Consider the following 19,500-nt stretch of genomic DNA (forward strand, 5'->3'; position numbering starts at 1 on the left):
CATGAATTAAAGGGCAGACTTGAGAAAATTTTCTTGTAATACATAGTTATGTGAGACAATTGATTAGGGGAAGTATTCCATAACATACAAAAAATAAAAAAAGATGAGAGAAAATATTTTGTAAGACGTTATATAGGGTGTAAAAGCTTTTACAAAAAAATAAGGGGAATCGCTACATGAAATCAAATGAGAAAAATTTTATAAAAAGATTACAACGGCAAAAAGAAGATGCACTAGAATTCGTTGTCGATACATACTTACCACTCATAAAAGGAATCACGCACAAAGTTCTTCTTTCTGTTCAAAATGATGGATTAATAGAGGAATGTGTAAACGATATATTTCTTTCCATATGGAATAACGCAAATAAGTTTCATGGAGAGCCGAGTGACTTTAAAAAATGGATTGCGGCAATTGCGAAGTTTAAAGCAATTGATTATTACCGGAAAGCGACTAAAAAAGTAGAAATTATTTCGGATGAGCTTCATATCAGTACGGAAAAGTCAGCGGAAGACGAATTAATTGTTATGGAAGATAGAGAAGAATTATTGAAGCTCATTAATCAATTAGAACCGCTAGATCAAAAGGTGTTCATTATGAAATATCTCCTCGGTATGAAGACAGAGGAAATCGGAGAGAAATTAGGATTAACCAGGGCGGCAATAGATAATCGTGTGTACCGAGGAAAAAAGAAACTACAACAAAATGCTACGAATATTAGTTTTGGAGGTAGTGCAATATGAAAGACATTTATGAACTATTAAATGATATTGATATAGATGAAAAAGAACTTGAGGAAATTGAGACTTCTGAAATTGAAAAAGAAAAAGTGAAACGTAATGTAAAACAATCGATACGTACGAAGAAAAAGATGAAAAGTTGGAAAAAAGGTGTCGCTGCAGCATCTATTTTAGTCGGCGTATCAGTTGCCATGCTTGGCATCGGATTTCCTACATACGCTGGAGGACTACCAATAGTAGGGGACATATTCCGATTTTTAGATAATGGTAGAACAGGGTTATATGAAAATTATAAAGAGTTTTCGACTGAATTGAATATGACGAGGGAGAGTAATGGGGTTAAGGTTACAATTAATGATGCTGTGTTTGATGGTAGAACAATTACAATCACATACTCTATTGAGAGTGATAAAGATTTAGGTGAGAAGCCACATATATTTGGATATCCGCAGGTGATGGGGTTTAATGGCGGGGGAGGAAGTTCTGAAGTAACAAAAGTTGGAGAGAAAAAATATGTAGGTATGACTACGATGAGTGGTCATAGTAGTGAAAAATTAGATGTTGCCAATGTTATGTGGGATATGGAATCAATTGATATGCTTGAGGAAAAGAAATCTATAAAAGGGAATTGGAATTTTGCCCTTACAGTTAAGGCAATGGATAGTAAAGAAATTAAGCTCCAAGGAATTTCTGAAAAAGAAGGCATAAAAGTAAATATAAACAAAATGGAAGTAACACCTATGTCCTTTATCGTTTTTTACAATCAAGAAGAATCTAAGGCATTAAGAAGTATATGGGATAGTGCTGATGTGGAATTAGAAATAAAAGATGATTTAGGAAATCAATACGCTGGTGAAGGAAATGGCGGAACGGGTACAGTAGCAGAGCCACATAAAAGTAGTTGGAGTGCTACATTCCAAAAATTAAACGAAAATGCAACAAAGCTTATCGTTACACCTCGCGTACACTTGCGAGTTCATACACCTGAAAATCATGGTGGAGTGGAGTATGTGAATGGAAAAGAGAAGAAAATTGAAGTGCCGAAAAAAGAAGCGAAGAGTAAAGATATTGTTCTAGATGATATCGTAATTGATTTAAAGAAATAAAAGAGAGACTGCCTAAAAACATTAGGCAGTCTCTTTTCCGTTAAAAACTAGTTACGAGTAACGCATGCGGATGCTGCTTTTTATACTCATCTTTCCACGGAATGTGTAGTTGTTCCCAAGATTCGCCGCTATCATTGGATTGAAAGACGCCGTTGTTATTTAAAGTGTAAAATGTATGTGGTTCTGCTGGATTTGTTGCAAACATTGAAATGACTGTACCAATTGCAGATGGTAGTCCTTGCTGCACTTGCTCGAACGGAGTATCTTTCGTTTTACGATAAATATAAGATTCATAAGGAATACGGTGATGAGCGAGGTCAGCACTCGGTGCGGCAGAAACGAGAATTGTATCACAATCAGTCGGATCGATAGCCATGCTGTATAAATAATGGTGTTCAAGTCCTTCACTGCATGAGATCCAGCTGTTTCCGCTGTTATAACTTTCAAGGTATGCGCGATCAGGTCCGCCCATAAATCCGTCACCACATGATGCATAAAGGCGATTTGGAGCGTCAGGGTGCATAAGTAATTGATGCGCATCGATAGGAGCACCGAATTTTTTATCAATCCAAGTATGCCCTCTATCATTACTTTGAATAACAGCACCAGCTTCAATTGAAACATGGATTGTATTTGGATTGTTTGGATCAACTGTAATCCAGCGTACATGATGGGTAAAAGGTCTAGGCGGAAAAGCCCACGTATAAGAAGATAATAATGATTTCATATTTTTAAGTTCAGTCCACGTTTCACCACCATTTTCTGAACGGAATAAAGCACTAGGTTCTGTTCCTACATAAACGACGCCATATCCGTTAACTTGTTCATTAGGGCTTATCGTAATGGAAGTAATCGAAGAGTGTAAAATCCCATCTTCTTTAGGGAAATCAAAGTAACGATATGAATCTCCAATCGGTTTCCACGAATCCCCGCCATCGTCGCTTAACCATAAACCTCGTCCAAATGTTCCGCAGTATACACGATTCTTTTGAAATGGATCAACAGCGATACAGGTAGGTTGCATATTTTGTAAGTGATACGCTTTCTCAAAGTGACCATATTGTTCTTTCACTACAACAAGTTCTCGCTCCATACAGAGAAATAAACGTTTCATTTTCGTAACCTCCTTAAAAATTCTTTCATTAGTAAACAATATGAAGCTGAAAAAGAAGTAGTCTTATTTTTTGTTGAGAAAAAGGACTTGTTTGAAAAATAGCGAAGTGTGTAGGTAGAGGAAGCGGACGTTTATGGGCAGTTCATGGGGGATAAAGAGGGGGAATTTGTTTCATACTAACATACAGATATTGCACTTAAAGGAGTATTGGTATGGGACATTCACATGATCACGGTCATTCTAACAATAAAAAAGCGCTACTAATTGCTTTCGTATTAACGACAAGTTTTATGATTGCTGAAGTAATTGGGGGATTTGTAACAAATAGTTTAGCACTACTATCTGACGCGGGGCATATGTTAAGTGATGCAGTATCGTTAGCGTTAAGTTTACTTGCGTTCAAGCTCGGAGAAAAAACAGCAACAACTGCGAAAACATACGGGTATAAGCGAGTCGAAATGTTAGCGGCATTATGTAACGGTGTCGTTCTTATTGTCATTTCATTATACATTTTTATTGAAGCAATTCGCCGTTTTAAAGAACCAGTTGAGATTGCTAGTAATGGGATGCTCATTATTGCTGTACTTGGTCTGCTTATTAATATTTTATCAGCTTGGATATTAATGAGAGGCGGAGATGTGAAGGGCAACTTGAATTTAAGAAGTGCTTTCCTACACGTATTAGGCGATCTATTAGGATCAGTCGGAGCGATTATTGCAGCGCTATGTATTAAATTTTTCGGATGGACTGTTGCTGATGCGATTGCTAGTATTCTTGTGTCTATTTTAGTCATTATTAGCGGATGGCGTGTAACACGTGATACGGTTCATATATTAATGGAAGGTGCACCGCAGCACATAAATGTTGAAGAGGTAAAAAGTACATTATTAAATATTACGGTTGTAAAAGAAGTTCATGATTTGCACATATGGTCTGTCACATCTGATTTTCAAGTATTAACTTGCCATTTGATTATTAAAGGTGATGAAACGCAAAATGTATTAAAAGAGGCTACAGATGTATTAAAGGAGAAGTTTCATGTAGAACATGTCACCATTCAAGTAGAAATAGATGGTGAATTTAATCATAGTGAGACAACTTGCAAAGTATGAAAGAAAAAGGATAAGAAAAAGTGTCATAACATTTTTCGCACGGCATACATATATATAATGTGGCCACAAATACTTTGTAAGGTAAATATTTCATGAAATTACTTTACTTATAAAGAGTCATCTTTTATAATCAAAAGTGGTAATTGATAAAGATTATCATTTTCAATGATCGTAGAAAGGAGTTTTTTTAAAGATGAGTAGTCAACTCCGTTTTGCTGTTGAAAATCGTAAGAGGCATTTAATTGATGAGTTAATTGGAGCAGGTGTGTTTAAAATTCGCGACCGACAATTATACGAGCTGTCTTTAGAGGAATTGGAAAAAGAGTACGAAGATATGGAAGAATATGCAGATATTCAGGCGTAACTATATAGATTAGCAAAAGGTGAGCTGGTTACGATTGTGTGTAACCAGCTCTATTATTATTTCGTAGAAATTATTCTTGATATTTCTTTCATTGGACGGAGCCAGTTTTGAGACATCATTTGTTCCATTTGTTTTTCGTCCTGCTTTTGCAGTGCTTGAATGATGGAGTGATGTTCTTCAATAGATTGACTTGCTGGAACAAAATTTTGGAAAAACAAATATTCAAGGCGTAGAACATGAAGTTGCATATTTTCTAGAAATGGTTCAATATATTGGTTTTTAGCAATAGAAGAAATTGTATTGTGAAATTGTATATCTAGTTTTAAAGCTTGTTTTGCGTTTTTCTTCTCTATAGAGCGCTGAAAATCATCATTTATTTCAGAAAGTAGTTTCAAATCACCGTCTGTAATGTTTTGAAGAGCTTGCTTTCCTATAATAGAGTGAAGACCAGCCATCGTTTCATAAATAATAGGAATGTCGTCTAACTTAATGGGGGCAATTTTTGTTTTTTGCCCAGGTACCATTTCCACTAATCCAGAAAGCTCTAATATTTGAAGTGCTTCTCTTACAGGTGTTCTGCTTACTCCTAGTGCTTCGGCCAATTCCCCATCATTAATTTTTTCATCAGGTTGCAGTACACCTTCAATAATCCAATCTTGTAGTTGATTTAAAACGAGTGATTTTGCCGAAACTCTTCCTTGTTTTTTATAATTTTGAGGGACAGGCATAGTGAATTCAATCCTTTCATTGTATATTTTCTTTTTTCTCATGAACAAACTTTAATTCCTGTTTTCCTTCATCCGGTTTTTGGCTTAAGATGAGCACCATTACAATGACACAAAAAGCCCCTAATAACTGAAAAGATTGGAAGGGTACGTGTAATATAAGTACAGAAGAAATAATAGCTGCGAGTGGTTCTATACAACCGAATAATGTCGTTTCTTTCGGAGTCAGGTATCGTATGCTGTCTAAGTATAAATAAAATGCAATCAGTGTCCCAAAAATGACGACAAATGTGATGAGCGGTAGGGTACTTAGTCTTACATATTTCATAGTCGATAATAAAATGAATTCGTTTGTAGAAATAAAGTGTAGAATCGTAACGCCAATACCCCCAATAATCATGCCCCATCCAACGATAACAGAGGAAGACCACCGTTCTAGTAATCCCTTTGAATATAAACTATAAAAAGCAAGAGATAATCCAGATAAAATACCCCAAATAATAGCTGGTGTAGAAACAGCCAAGTTATGAACAGACCCGTTTGTTAGTAAGAGAAAAGTGCCTACTAATGAAAGGGTAATGGAAATGAAATCAATTTTTGATGGCCGAACGTTCCATTTGAAAAGTAAGTATACAGTAATAAATATAGGAGCTAAATATTGCAATAATGTTGCGACGGCAGCGTTCCCTTCTTTAATAGAAGCGAAGTACGTATACTGTACAGCAAGCATACCGAATAGGCCAAACAATATCATTTTAGTAGCATCAGATCTTTGTTTCCATATGCCGAATATTTCTTTTTTTCTCGTTCCGAATGATGAAATAAGGAGCAAGATAACGCCTGATATAAGCAAACGAATTGTAACTAACCATTCAGTAGAAACATTTTCATATTGAAAAAGTTGTTGTGCAGCTGTCCCGGACAAGCCCCATAAACAAGCACCAATTACAACCATAATGATTCCTTTTAAACGATTTGGATCCATATAGTTTTAATTCTCCTTTTCTAAAAATTTGTTTTGGATACAATATGCAATATATCACGAAATGAATAAAAAATAAACTGAAATTTCTGTGTTAGAAGGTGGGAATTTTAGTAGTTCCAGTTATGTTGTAGGATACAAGTGAGTAGGTGAAATAAAGCGAGATGAAATTATAAAATTAAATCATAATCAAGAGGTTAAAAAAATAAAGATAAGAGTAATTTGGTTTGTTAAAAATATGTGTAGAAGGAGAAATGTGATGAGCTGGGTTACTTATAAACCAACATTTGAATTTGATCAATATAGTCCATATATTCGAATGAACTCTGCGTGGGTGGGACATTTAAACTTCGCTTATGATTTAGTAAGATTTGAAAAACCAGAAATATTAGTTGAGTTAGGTACACATTTAGGAGCTTCTTTTTTTAGTTTTTGCCAAGGGGTAAAAGATGGAGGAGTATCTACAAAATGTTTTGCTGTAGATACTTGGGCAGGAGATGAGCACACAGGTCCATATGGAGAAGGTGTTTTTCAAATAGTGAGTAAATTCGTGAGCGCGAGTTATCCTCAAATAGGGAATTTAATTCGGTCTACTTTTGATGAGGCCGTGGATCAGTTTCAAGATGGAACGATAAATTTGTTGCATATTGATGGCTATCATACGTATGAAGCAGTTTCTCATGACTATAAAACATGGCTACCGAAACTTGCGAATAACGGTATCGTGTTATTTCACGATATTGAGGTGAAAGATCGAAATTTCGGCGTGTATAAATTTTGGGATGAGGTCAAAGCGAAGTACCCTCATTTTCAGTTTGAGCATTCATACGGGCTCGGAGTGTTATTTCCGAAAGGTTGTAGTGATAAGTTTGTGGAAATACTTAAAAATAAAGAAGAAATACAAGATATGTATAAATAAAAGTGGAGCATGCATCATTTTAATGATGTGTGCTTTTTTGTGGGGAAAAATGGTAGTCCTTAAAAGGTGAGGATAATAGTGAAAAATTTGTTATGGAAAATATTAAAAAAGTTATTTTTGGATTGTTCTATATAAAAATGTAACATTTTTTATATTTTCCATTGCGAAAAGTAACATCTACTTTTACAATAGAAAAGGTGTTATATTATACTGGAAAAATAAATCGAAATAATATGAAAATTTTGTTTTGTCTTCGCTAATTGTATATTACATACATGTAAGACGACACACGTCATGTTATCGACTTGTAAGGAGAGAAAAAAATGAAAAGTGTAAGATTACCATCGATGCTAGAAATCATAGTTCTTTTATTACTATTTCTTGCTGTTGTCTTTTCCTTCCAAACGATTTTTGATCTCCCAATTCAATTAGCGCTATTTATTTCATGGTTTTTAGTAATTGCGCTTGGATTAAGATTAGGATTTCGTTATCAAGAATTGCAAGATGCAATTACGAAAGGGATTTCTAACGGATTAGAAGCAATACTGATTTTAGTTGCGGTAGGTGCTTTAATTGGAACTTGGATTGCTGGTGGCGTAGTACCAACATTAATCTATTATGGATTAGAGTTTATTCACCCTAGCATATTCCTATTAGCAACATTAATTATTTGTTCGATAACTTCTATCGCAACAGGAACATCATGGGGAACAGTCGGAACAGCAGGTATTGCTATGATGGCGATTGGTGAAGGACTTGGCTTACCTCTTCCGCTTGTTGCCGGTGCAGTTCTTTCAGGAGCTTATTTCGGCGATAAATTATCACCACTTTCTGATAGTACAGTTCTTGCAGCGTCTATGGCAAAAGTAGATGTTATTGCTCACGTTCGAGCTATGCTCGTATTAGATGTTCCGGCTTATATTATTACTAGCATTATGTTTACTGTAGCTGGTTGGATGTATGGCGGCGATAATGTAGATTTGAATCGAGTAGAGTTTTTAAAAGAAGCTTTATTAAAGGAATTTGATATTAAAATATGGATGCTTGTTCCGGCGGTCGTTGTTATCGCTCTATTAGCGATGAAGAAACCGTCTATGCCAACAATTGCAATGGGAGCTTTAATTGGTGCAATTTGGGCAACTCTTTTCCAAGGAATGAACTTTGGAGAGGCGATTGGAACAGCGTATAATGGATTCTCAATTCAATCTGGTGTTGAATTTGTTGACAAGTTATTAAACCGTGGTGGAATTAACGGTATGCTTGGTTCAGTAGCCGTTATTATTTTCGGTTTAGGATTTGGTGGATTACTTGAAAAACTAGGAGTTTTAAAAGTAATCGTATCTAAATTTGAGAAGAAATTAAATTCTGCAGGTAATGTAACATTGTCTACATTAATCGTAGCATTCTTAGCGAATATATTTGGTTGTGCGATGTACGTATCACTAATTTTAACACCGAAAATTATGGAAGATAGCTATGATAAATTAAAAATAGACCGACGTGTATTAGCACGTAACTCAGAAGTAGGTGGAACGTTAACTTCAGGTATGGTGCCATGGTCTGATAATGGTATTTTTATGGCTGGTATTTTAGGTGTAGCAACGTTCTCATACGTTCCATTTATGTGGTTAAGCTTCGTATCGTTAATTTTAGCAGTTATTTACGGATATACAGGTAAATTCATTTGGTATGTAGATGACGTTGAAAAAGGAAAGCAAGCATCATAAAAAAATACCTTCTGCGATGGCAGGAGGTATTTTTTTATATATACGAGTGAGAATTCTTATCATTTGTGTGAAAGTCTGTTAAAATAAGAAATGTAGGTATTTTATTTTCAAGGGGATGAAAAAATGGAGTACAGAATTGAAAGAGATACAATAGGAGAAATAAAAGTTCCAGCTGATAAATTATGGGCAGCACAAACGCAACGTAGTAAAGAAAACTTCCCGATTGGAACAGAGCAAATGCCGCTTGAAATTGTAAAAGCATTTGCCATATTAAAGAAGAGTGCAGCACTTAGTAATCAAAAATTAGGAAAGCTATCAGACGAAAAAGCAGAAGCAATTGTGGCAGCAGCTGACGAAGTGATTGCAGGGAAATGGAATGAACATTTTCCACTTGTCGTATGGCAAACGGGTAGTGGTACACAGTCAAACATGAACGTGAATGAAGTAATTGCAAATCGAGGGAATCAAATTTTGAAAGAGAAGGGATCTGACGTACATATTCATCCGAATGATGATGTGAACATGTCTCAAAGTTCAAATGATACATTTCCAACAGCACTTCATGTAGCATGTGTAATTGCAGTAGAAAATCACGTATTACCAGCAATTACGAAATTAAAAGAAACGCTAGCAGAAAAAGTAACTGCATTTGAACATATTATAAAAATTGGTCGTACACACTTACAAGATGCAACACCGTTAACATTAGGACAAGAAATTAGCGGATGGCACCGTATGCTTGAAAAAACAGAGCGTATGATTGCTGAGAGCAATACATATATGAAAGAGCTTGCGATTGGTGGTACTGCAGTTGGAACAGGTATTAATGCTCATCCAAAATTCGGTGAGATGGTGTCAGAGGAAATTAGCCAATTTACAGGTAAGCAATTTATTTCTGCACCAAATAAATTCCACGCATTAACGAGCCATGATGAAGCTGTGTATACGCATGGTGCATTAAAAGCATTAGCAGCTGATTTAATGAAGATTGCTAACGATGTGCGCTGGCTGGCAAGTGGTCCACGTAGTGGTCTAGGAGAAATTATTATTCCGGCAAATGAGCCAGGAAGCTCTATTATGCCAGGTAAAGTAAATCCAACGCAAAGTGAAGCGTTAACGATGGTTGTTGCGCAAGTGATGGGAAATGACGCAACAATCGGATTTGCTGCGAGTCAAGGTAATTTTGAGTTAAACGTATTTAAACCTGTTATTGCATATAACTTCTTACAATCCGCTCACTTATTAGCAGATGCAATTGTTTCATTTAATGATAATTGTGCAGTTGGTATTGAAGCAGATGAAGAAGTAATTAAAGAGAATGTGGATCGTTCCTTAATGCTTGTTACAGCATTAAACCCGCATATCGGATATGAAAATGCAGCGAAAATTGCGAAGCATGCTCATAAAGAAGGGTTAACGCTAAAAGAAGCAGCACTGCAATCTGGACTACTAACAGAAGAACAATTTGATGAAATTGTCGATCCGAAAAAAATGATTGCGCCGAAAGAGTAATAAAAAAAGCCAAGGTTCTTTGTTTAGAACTTTGGCTTTTTTTAGTATTTATTTTTAAATCTCTCCATTTGTACTACAAGTGCCAAAATATATTATTTGTTAGCAGGCATATTCAATACTTTCATTTGTGGACAGTTTTTTTTTAAGAGTGAAATGAACTTTTCTTCTTCTTGAGGTACGAAAGTTGTCACAGAATCAAATAAATTGTAATGGATTTCTAATTGCTGCCTAGTCCACTTTTCTGAGCGAAGTGTTTTGCCAGAGTATGTAATATGGCGAATATCTTCAAATGGAATTTCAGTACGCAGTATGAAACCATGTTTTACAACAAGAGAGGATTCCGTTACGTTGTAGTGAGAGAAATAGAATGAAGAAAGATTCACGATATTTAACAGCATCATGAGAGTGAAAAAAATGATTATAAATAATGAAATAAAAATGAAGTGAAATGGATTTTTTTTCGCTTTAAATTTCAAGTTAGTCACCCCGGTATACGTGTTCTTTAAGTAAATTAAATCATAACATCGTGATAAAACGTGTGAATATGCAGAATTGCATATTCCTTCGGCTTATTATTCATGTAAAATTTCTTGATGGGATAAATTCAAAAGAAGTTTTGTAATAGTGGAGTGGCCTGAAGTGACTTACAAGAATAGAAAGGTAGCGTTAGTCATAATTATTTGTATGATAATTATGGGTAGTTGTGCTAATAAATTTATTGAGGTTGGAAACCGAAAGCATACATTTGTACAGGTAAGTAAAGCTTTAGTAGAGGTTGTAAATAGAATATATAATGAGTAAAAGGTGTTTTCGTATACGGAAACACCTTTTTTGTAGTTAAAATTGAAGGCTGAAGTTTTGGAATGTGTGAATACCAGTCCCATGTTTAATCAGCTCTTTATCATTTAAATATTGAATAGCATATTTCACTTCTTTCAATATAACAGGTGAAAGGCCGAGGGTATGATGTGAACCGAAAATTTGTTTAATAGGAAAGAGGTTTGTAATTTTATTTAGAGACTGGACTAAATCTACAGGGTTTGTTGATGGATAAAATGCAAAAATTGTGCCTTCATAAAGTAAATCTCCTGTGAATAAAAAAGAAGTTTCATAATCGTATAGGCAAATATGCCCCGGTGAGTGACCTGGCGTATGTATAATTTGAATTTTCCTTTTTCCGATATCAATCATATCTCCATCTTGTAGTAATTTTGTTGGTGTTCCTTGAAAGGGTTTGAATGTTTCAGGTTGAAATGTTTTAGGTGTAGGTAAAGTAATATCACGAGCGATGTCGTGCCTAATTTGAGTAATAGGAAGTCCTTTTATGCCATTAATGAGCCAATCCGCCTCTAAAGCATGTACATAGATTTCTTCAAATTGTGCGTGACTACCGATATGATCCCAATGGACATGTGTTGTGACAACAATAATTGGTAAGTTTGTTAGTTGGTCAGTTATACGCTTCAGATTATCGATACCTAGTCCAGTATCGATAAGGAGTGCGGTAGTATCGCCTACAAGTAAGAAGGAATGTACTTTCTCCCAATGTCCATATTCACTAATCGCATATGTATTTTGGGCAATTTGTTTAACAGTAAACCATGGGTCTTGTAAAATAGTCATGTTTTGTTTCACATCCTATCGTAATTCATTCATTAAATACATTCGTTTTTTGTTGCTTGATTTCCTTTTTAAAGAATATATAATAGATGTTTTTATAAAAGTTTATAAAATGGGTAAACGAAACGTTGAAGTGTTTGTTTGTTTTATGTTAAGATGATGAAGCGATAGTAAACGTTATTGGAAAATGTCTGTTTTTAGATAAACATTTTAAAGGAGTGTTTAGTATGAATGATATTTCAGAGAAGTTTTGGGATGCGTCGGTTGAGAAATTGAAGAAAGGGTATGTGTTTGAAGCGGAAGCAGAGGAGTATATTTGTTTAGCTTGTGGAGAAGCGTTTATTAAGGGGATTATTTATCAAGATAATCAAGTTTTGTATGAAGCAGAGAAGTTTGTACAATTGCATGTGCAAAATGAACACACGTCTATGTTTGATTATTTATTAAACCTTGATAAGAAGTATACTGGTTTAACGGATTTGCAAAAGAAAATGGTTCAGTTTTTCCATATGGGGCTGAATGATAAAGAGATTGTAAACGAGATGGATGGCGGAAGTACTTCGACCATTCGAAATCATCGATTTACACTTCGAGAGAAAATGAAGCAAGCGAAAGTGTTTTTAGCGTTAATGGAACTATCAGAAGAAAAATCAAAAGTACAAACGAAATTTGTACCCATTCATAGAACAGCAACGATGGTAGATGATCGCTACAATATTACGGAAGAAGAAAATGATGAAGTATTAAAAGCACACTTTACAGAAGGATTGGATGGACCGCTTTCTACATTTCCGAAAAAGCAAAAGCGTAAATTAATTATATTACGCCACTTAGTGACGAAGTTTGATAGTAATAAAAAGTACACTGAAAAAGAAGTAAATACTGTCATAGAAAGTGTATATCCGGATTTTGTAACTTTAAGAAGATATTTAATTGAATATGGGTTTTTAGATAGAACAGCTGATGGAAGCCAATATTGGGTGAAGTTATAATCATACGGAAAAGAAAATGAATAGAAGCACATTATTATAACAACTATACAAAGAGATAGAAGTTGAAAAACAGATTTTTAATAAAAGGAGAAATGAAACTTGAAACCACCTACAGATAACAATAAAGAAGGTGCGGATTCACATAAGTTAGAAAGTGAGAGCAAACCGATTTGGAAGTCGATGTCCATGTTTTTAGTACCGTTACTATTAAGTAATGTATTACAATCGATTGGACAATTATTCGGTATGGTAGTAGTAGGAAGATGGCTTGGAGTGAATGATTTAGCAGCCATATCAGCATTCTTCCCGCTATTCTTCTTACTCGTTTCATTTGTGATTGGTATTGGTTCAGGTAGTTCGATTTTAATTGGTCAGGCGTTTGGTGCTAAAAACGAAGATCGTTTAAAAGCGATCGTTGGTACGACACTGACATTTACCTTTATTATTGGAGTTGTGTTGGCGATAGTAGGTAGTATTTTTGCGATGGATATTATGCGCCTTATGGGAACACCAGAAAATATTATTGATATAAGTGTTCATTATGCGCGTATTTTATTTATATCGATGCCAGTCTTATTTTTATATTTTGCATACACAACGTTTATGAGAGGTACAGGAGATTCTAAAACGCCATTTTACTTTTTAATTGTAAGTACAGCGCTAAATATGATCTTATTGCCGATTCTTATTTTCGGATGGTTAGGAGCTCCGAAATTAGATGTGTATGGAGCAGCCTATGCTTCTGTTATATCTACAGTTATTACGTTTATTGTCATGTTGGTGTATTTAAAGAAGAAAAATCACCCACTACAATTAGATAGTACGGTAAGGAAATATCTTCGCATGGATAGGGAGTTATTGAAGCTATTGCTACGACTCGGAATTCCAGCGAGTATTAATATGATATTAGTTTCATTATCTGAAATTGCGGTCATCGCGTTTGTAAATCGTTACGGTTCGGATGCAACAGCGGCATATGGCGTCGTGAATCAGGTTGCAAGTTATGTACAAATGCCAGCAGTTAGCCTTGGTATTACAGTTTCCATTTTTGCAGCACAATCAATTGGTGCGAATCAATTTGATAGATTGCAGAAAGTTGTGAAGGCCGGAATTATTATGAACTACGTCATCGGTGGTGTGCTAATATCTCTTATTTACTTGTTCTCAAGAGACATTCTATCACTATTTTTAACGAGTCAAACTACAATTGAAATTGCTCATAGCCTAGTTATGATTACATTATGGAGTTATTTAATTTTCGGGCATGCGCAAATTATTAGTGCAACAATGCGAGCAAGTGGTACAGTATTATGGCCAACTGTTATCGGCGTTGTATCAATTTGGCTTGTTGAAGTACCTGTAGCGTATTACCTTTCTTACCATACAAGTCTTGGCATAGAAGGGATATGGATTGGGTACCCAGCAGCATTTATTGTCAGCTTAATATTACAGTATGCATATTATAAGCTTTCATGGCAGAAGAAACGAATTACACGATTAGTGAGTTAAATCATGCAAATGTCCCTAAGTTATTATACTTAGGGACATTTTTTGTAAGTGTAGGTTTACAAATAGCTTTTTAAAGTGATATCAAAATGTTGTCTTATGAGCTTGTTATCACTCATATAAAACTCCCACGCTTTTTCAGGTTCACCGATAATTTCAAAAGATTCTTCTGTAATATATAGAGCGCAATTATCCTCTAGTGCAATTCCTTCTATATTACCTTGATGGTTTTGTAAAAAGGAGTGGAAGGCGTTCATTCTATTTAATTGATTATAATGTGGACAAAATCTTTTGTTCACAATCCCCCAACCGTTACACTCTATATAACCAGAGCCTTCATAATCTGATCGGATACTAGATGTGAACCAACACATAGCACCAGCGCTATACCCCGCAATGAGTGTTCCTTGTTGCAGAGCCAATAGTAATTTTTCATCGAGTTTAAGTTCTTTCCATTGTGTAAGCATGTGAATATAGTTCCCGCCACCGAGATAAATTAAATCAGCAGACTGAATCATTTCGTCTATTTCATATTTAGAAGGTGTATCAGCTATAGTACGTAAAATTTGTACTTCACAGTGTAATTGTTTTTCGAACGTGTCTAAAAATAGCTTGATATAGCTTTCATCATCATGACTAGCTGTAGGAATGAATAATACTTTTGGATACTGTTTATTTGTTAATTCTATAAGTCGCTCATTAATAGGCGAGTGATTTGAATCTTGTAAATCACCGCCACCAATGACAGCTAATTTCATAGTAAAGCACCACCTAATCATTTTTGTTATATAAAAATTCGATAGAAGAGAGTAACATTCCTTCTCTCATGTAATGAATAAGTAGAAAATGTAGTTTCGGTATATTGGAATAGTAAAGGTGATGATAGCTAAATAGAAAAATGAATTAGAAACAATTTATCCCGCTATTTGCTGGGGAGTAAGACCCCCAACTCAAAATTCAGCGAAAGCAAAGAAGTTAGACGGGGGATCAACAACCCCCAATGATTAAAGTTTCATTTTATCGATATATAACACTTCATACTATTGTTTCAAAATATGGAAACAATATGTTTAAATGGATATAACGAAGCATGAATTCATATTGAATTAGTGTTTATATTTTAAAAAGGAATCGGAAATAATAGAGATTTCACAAATCGTTTTTTACTTTTAATAGGAACTTGTATTACAATATGGTAAAATTATTTCAATATATTTATTTAATATAAAAATACAAAGAGGGAGCGTGAAAAAGGTGGATTTTCGATTTGAGTTTGCAGCGAAGGTGAAAGAATACTTAGATGATGAGAAGGATGAAAAAATAATAAAAGATGGACATAGAGATATAATTTTTCACTATTTATATGCGTTAGAGGCTGAAATAGGCGTTGTTAAAAATCCTAATTTTACTTTTTTTACATCAGGAAGACGTTCACATATCGTATTAGAAAATGTTGAATTTAAAACAGAGGTAAATGTAAAAAGTAACATCATTGAAATTACAAAAATAGTGGATAATGTTGTTATTCCGTTAGATACTATCGTAGCGAAAGATCGGGAATTATTTGCACTTGGGCGTAATGAGAAGTTTAGTGTACAAATATTAGAACAGTATCTCTTTGATACATTTGGAGAAAAATTAGGTTTAAAATGAATGGAATGGCCTATGTATTTATAGGTAGTGAATTTTAGTGTATCTCATTCGCATTTGACCTTTCATTCAATTTATACTACAATTCGTAGTGTGAAAGGAGCTATACTATGTTTACTCAAAACTATAAGTTAAATGAGCAAGGGTTAAATCATTTCTTTGGACCGCTTGAAGCGAAAATTATGGAGATTGTTTGGTCTAACGAAGGTATTACGATTAAAGAAGTGCAGCAGAAATTAAGTGAAGAATCACCTGTGAATTTTAACACTGTTATGACAGTTATGAACAGGTTAGTAGAGAAATTACACTTAGAAAAACATACTATAAAAAGAAGTGGCATATATCGTGCTGTACAAACAAAAGAAGAATTCTTATCCAATCAAACGAAGAAAATGACACAGGAATTGATGGGGGAATTTGGAGATTTAGTTGTAAATCATATGCTAGATGAGTTAGAGCAAGCTGATCCGACTTTAATAAAAAAGTTAGAAGACAAATTGAGTCAGTTAAAAAAAGAGGATTAATGAAATGAAATGGCAAATGCGTAAAATCGTATTTTTAGCAGTAATTGTTAGTACCCTCTTTTTCAGTATGTTAGTGTATTACGTTACATATCCATTTCTGTTTCAAAATAAGATGCTTTTTCTTTCAAATTTTTGCTTGTTTCAATTAGAACAACATATGAAGGAATTATCGCTCATTCGTATTATAATTGCTGGATTACTATTACTTACAGTACTCATAGTGTGCAAAAGAATTTGGCGACAGTTTTTCTATAGTAAAAAATTACAAAAAGTACTTATCCCCTTCATCCGAAAAGGAAAACAAATATATATATTGCCGACTACGGAAGTTGCGGCATTTACAATTGGGCTATTTCGTCCGAAAGTTGTCATGTCAGAAGGGATGCTTCAAACATTTTCAGATGAAGAAATGGATGCAATTATTTTCCATGAAGAATATCATCAAAATAATCGTGATCCTTTAAAATTACTTTGTTTTACGTTATTAGCAGAAGGAATGATGTACATACCGATATTAAAAGGGTTGTTACAGCGGTATCACACGTATCAGGAGCTAGCTGCTGATAAATATGCGATGCAAAAAATGGAATCTTCATTTGAGTTAGGTAGCGCGTTATTAAAATTAATTAAAATAAAGATAATGGAAAATCGATGTGTTACAGCTTCATTTGCAAAAACAGCAATAAATTTACGAATCGAGCAAGTGTTAAATGAAAAAGTTGTTAAGCTTACTATTCCGTTACATACGAATTCGGTATATGTAACAGTAGGTTTATTCTGTATGTCGGTTGTACTTATTGTCGGAGAGTGCATATAGCCTCTTTTTTTAAGAATTAACACTACTTATTGTAGTGCTATAGGGGGAATAAAATGAATGCAGCAGATTTAACAATTTGGCTTGTAGCTGGGGCAGGGGTATTGTCATTTATATCACCATGTTCTTTACCGCTATATCCATCTTATTTATCTTATATTACAGGTGTGTCTATTCAAGATTTAAAAGAAAATCGTGGAATTATGCAAAAATCAGCGATTATACATACCGTATTTTTTATGATCGGATTTTCGGTTATATTTTATGCGTTAGGTTTATCGGTAAGTTGGATTGGAATAACATTTTCATCTAACCAAAAATTGATTCAACAAATTGGTGGGATTTTTATTGTTTTGATGGGACTGTTTATGACAGGTTTGTTTCAACCTAAGTGGCTTATGGCAGAGAAAAAGGTACAATACAGAAGTAAATCGACTGGATATATTCGCTCGATTTTAGTCGGTATGACATATGCAGCGGGTTGGACGCCGTGTGTTGGACCGATATTTTCAGCTGTACTCATGCTTGGGGCAACGAATCCTGAAGGAGCACTTCTTTATATTACAGCGTATACCCTTGGGTTTGCGGTTCCGTTTTTCGTGATGGCATTCTTTATTGGGAAGGTAAAATGGATTGTTACATATGCCAATGTCATGATGAAAATTGGCGGTGGAATGATGATTGTAACAGGGGTTTTATTGTATACAAATCAAATGACGAAAATTACCGCATTCTTTATTCGTCTATTCGGTGGATTTACAGGCTTTTAAAAATGAGGAGGAAGAAAAGTGAAGAAGCTAATTGCGATTATACTGGCCGGGGCATTAATTTGGGCCGGAGTTAATTTTTATAATACAAAAAAAGAAGAAAAAGAAAGAAAAGCAAAGCAAGCGGATTTACAAGAAACAGAAGTATTACCACAAGTAGGATTTAAAGCACCAAACATAACGTTAAAAGGATTAGATGGGAAGCTGCATTCGTTAAATGATGCAAAAGGAAAACCATATCTTATTAATTTTTGGGCATCATGGTGTGGTCCATGTGAAATGGAGGCACCTGACTTAGTTCGTATGTATGATAAATATAAAAAGGACGTTGAAATTTTTGCGGTGAATGCAACTGTAAGTGACCCAGTACAAGAAGCAGGTGCATTTGCGGATCGCTATGGGTTTGAGTTTCCGGTTTTACTAGATATGGATGGAGTAGCTGGGTTAGATTATAAAGTATTTTCTTTACCAACGACATTTTTTGTTAATAAAGATGGAATTATAGTAGAGCAAGTACGAGGCGTATTACCTCCAGATCAATTAGAAGAGAAATTTAAGAAATTAATTGAGAGTTAAAGAGGGGATTTTGTATTGATGGAGTGGATCGTGAGGTTACAACCTGTATCTATTATAATTGGAAGTCTATTTGGATTTATGTTGATGAAACGAAAGATGAAGAACGAAAGTGTACCATATGAAAAAATGATGGATGCAGTAACAAATGCATTTCTAATCATCGTATTTGTGTGGAAATTTGCACCGGCAATTATAAATCCAGTATGGGCTTTTAGGTCGCCATTGCAGGCACTATTAGCTGTAGGAAGTATGCAGCATATTATAGCAGGATGTGTAATTGCGAGTATATATATTGTTTGGAAAAGTAAAAAGGGACAATTTTCGCTTCGTATTTTACTTGATGCCTTGCCTATTGGATTATGTATGAGTATTGTTTTTTATTTTTTATTCCACCAAAAAGTAGGTGTACCAACGACATTGCCTTGGGGTGTGAAAATATACGAATCTAAATTTTTATATCACCCCATTTTTGTATACGAGATCATCCTTGCCCTTTGTATAATGGGCATGCTATGGATGAAAAATGAAAGGTTAGGAAATGGAAAGAATATAAGTGTTTTTCTAATTATTGAGGGTTTTGCTCATATCATTATTTCGCTTGTTAGTGAACAAAATTCGGTTTTATTTGGTTTATCAGCACAGCAAATAATGAGCTTTTTTGTTATTAGTTTAGGAGTTTTGTTGGTGCCGAAAAAATAAAAAGGTAGCCACATATGGAGTGTGTCCATGCGTGGCTATCTTTTTATTTTG

The 19,500-nt window shown here is 34.7% G+C and carries 21 protein-coding genes; 15 read left to right on the top strand and 6 right to left on the bottom strand.

The window, feature by feature from the left end; translation table 11 throughout:
* The first annotated feature begins 176 nt into the window (after positions 1–176).
* Both J0835_RS08665 and J0835_RS08670 read left to right on the top strand, forming a co-directional pair.
* A complete protein-coding gene (locus tag J0835_RS08665) occupies positions 177–743 on the top strand; it encodes a sigma-70 family RNA polymerase sigma factor (protein WP_087980091.1) in 567 nt (188 codons plus the stop codon).
* On the top strand, positions 740–1,846 hold the full coding sequence (locus J0835_RS08670) for a DUF4179 domain-containing protein (protein WP_087980092.1): 1,107 nt from the start codon (positions 740–742) through the stop codon (positions 1,844–1,846). The genes J0835_RS08665 and J0835_RS08670 overlap by 4 nt, the downstream gene beginning before the upstream one ends.
* A gap of 40 nt (positions 1,847–1,886) precedes the next feature.
* Here J0835_RS08670 and J0835_RS08675 read toward each other — a convergent pair whose 3' ends face one another.
* The gene (locus J0835_RS08675; protein ID WP_087980093.1) at positions 1,887–2,960 is read right to left on the bottom strand and encodes a WD40/YVTN/BNR-like repeat-containing protein; all 1,074 of its coding nucleotides are present in this window, start codon (positions 2,958–2,960) and stop codon (positions 1,887–1,889) included.
* A gap of 212 nt (positions 2,961–3,172) precedes the next feature.
* Between J0835_RS08675 and J0835_RS08680 the strand changes: the two genes are divergently transcribed.
* Positions 3,173–4,072 (top strand): cation diffusion facilitator family transporter, encoded by a 900-nt coding sequence (locus tag J0835_RS08680; RefSeq protein WP_087980094.1) that lies wholly within the window; start codon positions 3,173–3,175, stop codon positions 4,070–4,072.
* A 193-nt stretch (positions 4,073–4,265) separates the two neighbouring features.
* The gene (fbpA, locus tag J0835_RS08685; protein ID WP_000098304.1) at positions 4,266–4,436 is read left to right on the top strand and encodes a Fur-regulated basic protein FbpA; all 171 of its coding nucleotides are present in this window, start codon (positions 4,266–4,268) and stop codon (positions 4,434–4,436) included.
* 56 nt (positions 4,437–4,492) lie between these two features.
* Here the strand turns inward: fbpA and J0835_RS08690 are convergent, their stop codons facing one another.
* Together J0835_RS08690 and J0835_RS08695 are read right to left on the bottom strand one after the other, a co-directional pair.
* Positions 4,493–5,164, bottom strand: a complete 672-nt coding sequence (locus J0835_RS08690) for a GntR family transcriptional regulator (protein ID WP_087980805.1) — start codon at positions 5,162–5,164, stop codon at positions 4,493–4,495.
* Positions 5,165–5,180: 16 nt separating this feature from the next.
* A complete protein-coding gene (locus J0835_RS08695) occupies positions 5,181–6,146 on the bottom strand; it encodes a DMT family transporter (RefSeq protein ID WP_087980095.1) in 966 nt (321 codons plus the stop codon).
* Positions 6,147–6,402: 256 nt separating this feature from the next.
* On the opposite strand from J0835_RS08695, the gene J0835_RS08700 reads away from it, so the two are divergent.
* From J0835_RS08700 to fumC, 3 genes are all read left to right on the top strand, one after another.
* Positions 6,403–7,062, top strand: a complete 660-nt coding sequence (locus J0835_RS08700) for a class I SAM-dependent methyltransferase (protein ID WP_087980096.1) — start codon at positions 6,403–6,405, stop codon at positions 7,060–7,062.
* 323 nt (positions 7,063–7,385) lie between these two features.
* On the top strand, positions 7,386–8,789 hold the full coding sequence (gene nhaC, locus J0835_RS08705) for a Na+/H+ antiporter NhaC (RefSeq protein WP_087980097.1): 1,404 nt from the start codon (positions 7,386–7,388) through the stop codon (positions 8,787–8,789).
* A 123-nt stretch (positions 8,790–8,912) separates the two neighbouring features.
* Entirely contained in the window at positions 8,913–10,301 is a 1,389-nt protein-coding gene (fumC, locus tag J0835_RS08710) for a class II fumarate hydratase (protein ID WP_087980098.1), read from the top strand.
* A gap of 92 nt (positions 10,302–10,393) precedes the next feature.
* Here the strand turns inward: fumC and J0835_RS08715 are convergent, their stop codons facing one another.
* Together J0835_RS08715 and J0835_RS08720 are read right to left on the bottom strand one after the other, a co-directional pair.
* Positions 10,394–10,777, bottom strand: a complete 384-nt coding sequence (locus J0835_RS08715; RefSeq protein WP_087980099.1) for a PH domain-containing protein — start codon at positions 10,775–10,777, stop codon at positions 10,394–10,396.
* A gap of 361 nt (positions 10,778–11,138) precedes the next feature.
* Entirely contained in the window at positions 11,139–11,924 is a 786-nt protein-coding gene (locus J0835_RS08720) for an MBL fold metallo-hydrolase (RefSeq protein ID WP_087980101.1), read from the bottom strand.
* Between the two features lie 224 nt (positions 11,925–12,148).
* Between J0835_RS08720 and J0835_RS08725 the strand changes: the two genes are divergently transcribed.
* Both J0835_RS08725 and J0835_RS08730 read left to right on the top strand, forming a co-directional pair.
* Entirely contained in the window at positions 12,149–12,913 is a 765-nt protein-coding gene (locus J0835_RS08725) for a DUF2087 domain-containing protein (RefSeq protein ID WP_087980102.1), read from the top strand.
* Positions 12,914–13,012: 99 nt separating this feature from the next.
* Positions 13,013–14,422, top strand: coding sequence for an MATE family efflux transporter (locus J0835_RS08730; RefSeq protein ID WP_087980103.1), 1,410 nt, complete (start codon positions 13,013–13,015; stop codon positions 14,420–14,422).
* A gap of 56 nt (positions 14,423–14,478) precedes the next feature.
* On the opposite strand, the gene J0835_RS08735 is transcribed toward J0835_RS08730, so the two are convergent.
* Positions 14,479–15,177 (bottom strand): peptidase E, encoded by a 699-nt coding sequence (locus J0835_RS08735; RefSeq protein WP_087980104.1) that lies wholly within the window; start codon positions 15,175–15,177, stop codon positions 14,479–14,481.
* A 496-nt stretch (positions 15,178–15,673) separates the two neighbouring features.
* Here J0835_RS08735 and J0835_RS08740 point away from each other — a divergent pair, with 496 nt between their 5' ends.
* From J0835_RS08740 to J0835_RS08765, 6 genes are all read left to right on the top strand, one after another.
* Positions 15,674–16,072 carry a DUF3942 family protein gene (locus J0835_RS08740; protein WP_140386725.1) on the top strand — a complete coding sequence of 133 codons (399 nt, stop codon included), beginning with the start codon at positions 15,674–15,676 and terminating at the stop codon, positions 16,070–16,072.
* 107 nt (positions 16,073–16,179) lie between these two features.
* A complete protein-coding gene (locus J0835_RS08745) occupies positions 16,180–16,593 on the top strand; it encodes a BlaI/MecI/CopY family transcriptional regulator (protein ID WP_087980106.1) in 414 nt (137 codons plus the stop codon).
* Positions 16,594–16,597: 4 nt separating this feature from the next.
* A complete protein-coding gene (locus tag J0835_RS08750; RefSeq protein WP_087980107.1) occupies positions 16,598–17,410 on the top strand; it encodes a M56 family metallopeptidase in 813 nt (270 codons plus the stop codon).
* Between the two features lie 53 nt (positions 17,411–17,463).
* A complete protein-coding gene (ccdA, locus tag J0835_RS08755; protein WP_087950260.1) occupies positions 17,464–18,177 on the top strand; it encodes a cytochrome c-type biogenesis protein CcdA in 714 nt (237 codons plus the stop codon).
* A gap of 18 nt (positions 18,178–18,195) precedes the next feature.
* The gene (locus J0835_RS08760; protein ID WP_087980108.1) at positions 18,196–18,750 is read left to right on the top strand and encodes a TlpA family protein disulfide reductase; all 555 of its coding nucleotides are present in this window, start codon (positions 18,196–18,198) and stop codon (positions 18,748–18,750) included.
* 18 nt (positions 18,751–18,768) lie between these two features.
* A complete protein-coding gene (locus J0835_RS08765; RefSeq protein WP_087980109.1) occupies positions 18,769–19,449 on the top strand; it encodes a prolipoprotein diacylglyceryl transferase family protein in 681 nt (226 codons plus the stop codon).
* Positions 19,450–19,500: the final 51 nt, after the last annotated feature.

It is taken from the genome of Bacillus cereus group sp. Sample62 (assembly GCF_036851315.1).
Taxonomy (GTDB): domain Bacteria; phylum Bacillota; class Bacilli; order Bacillales; family Bacillaceae_G; genus Bacillus_A; species Bacillus_A wiedmannii.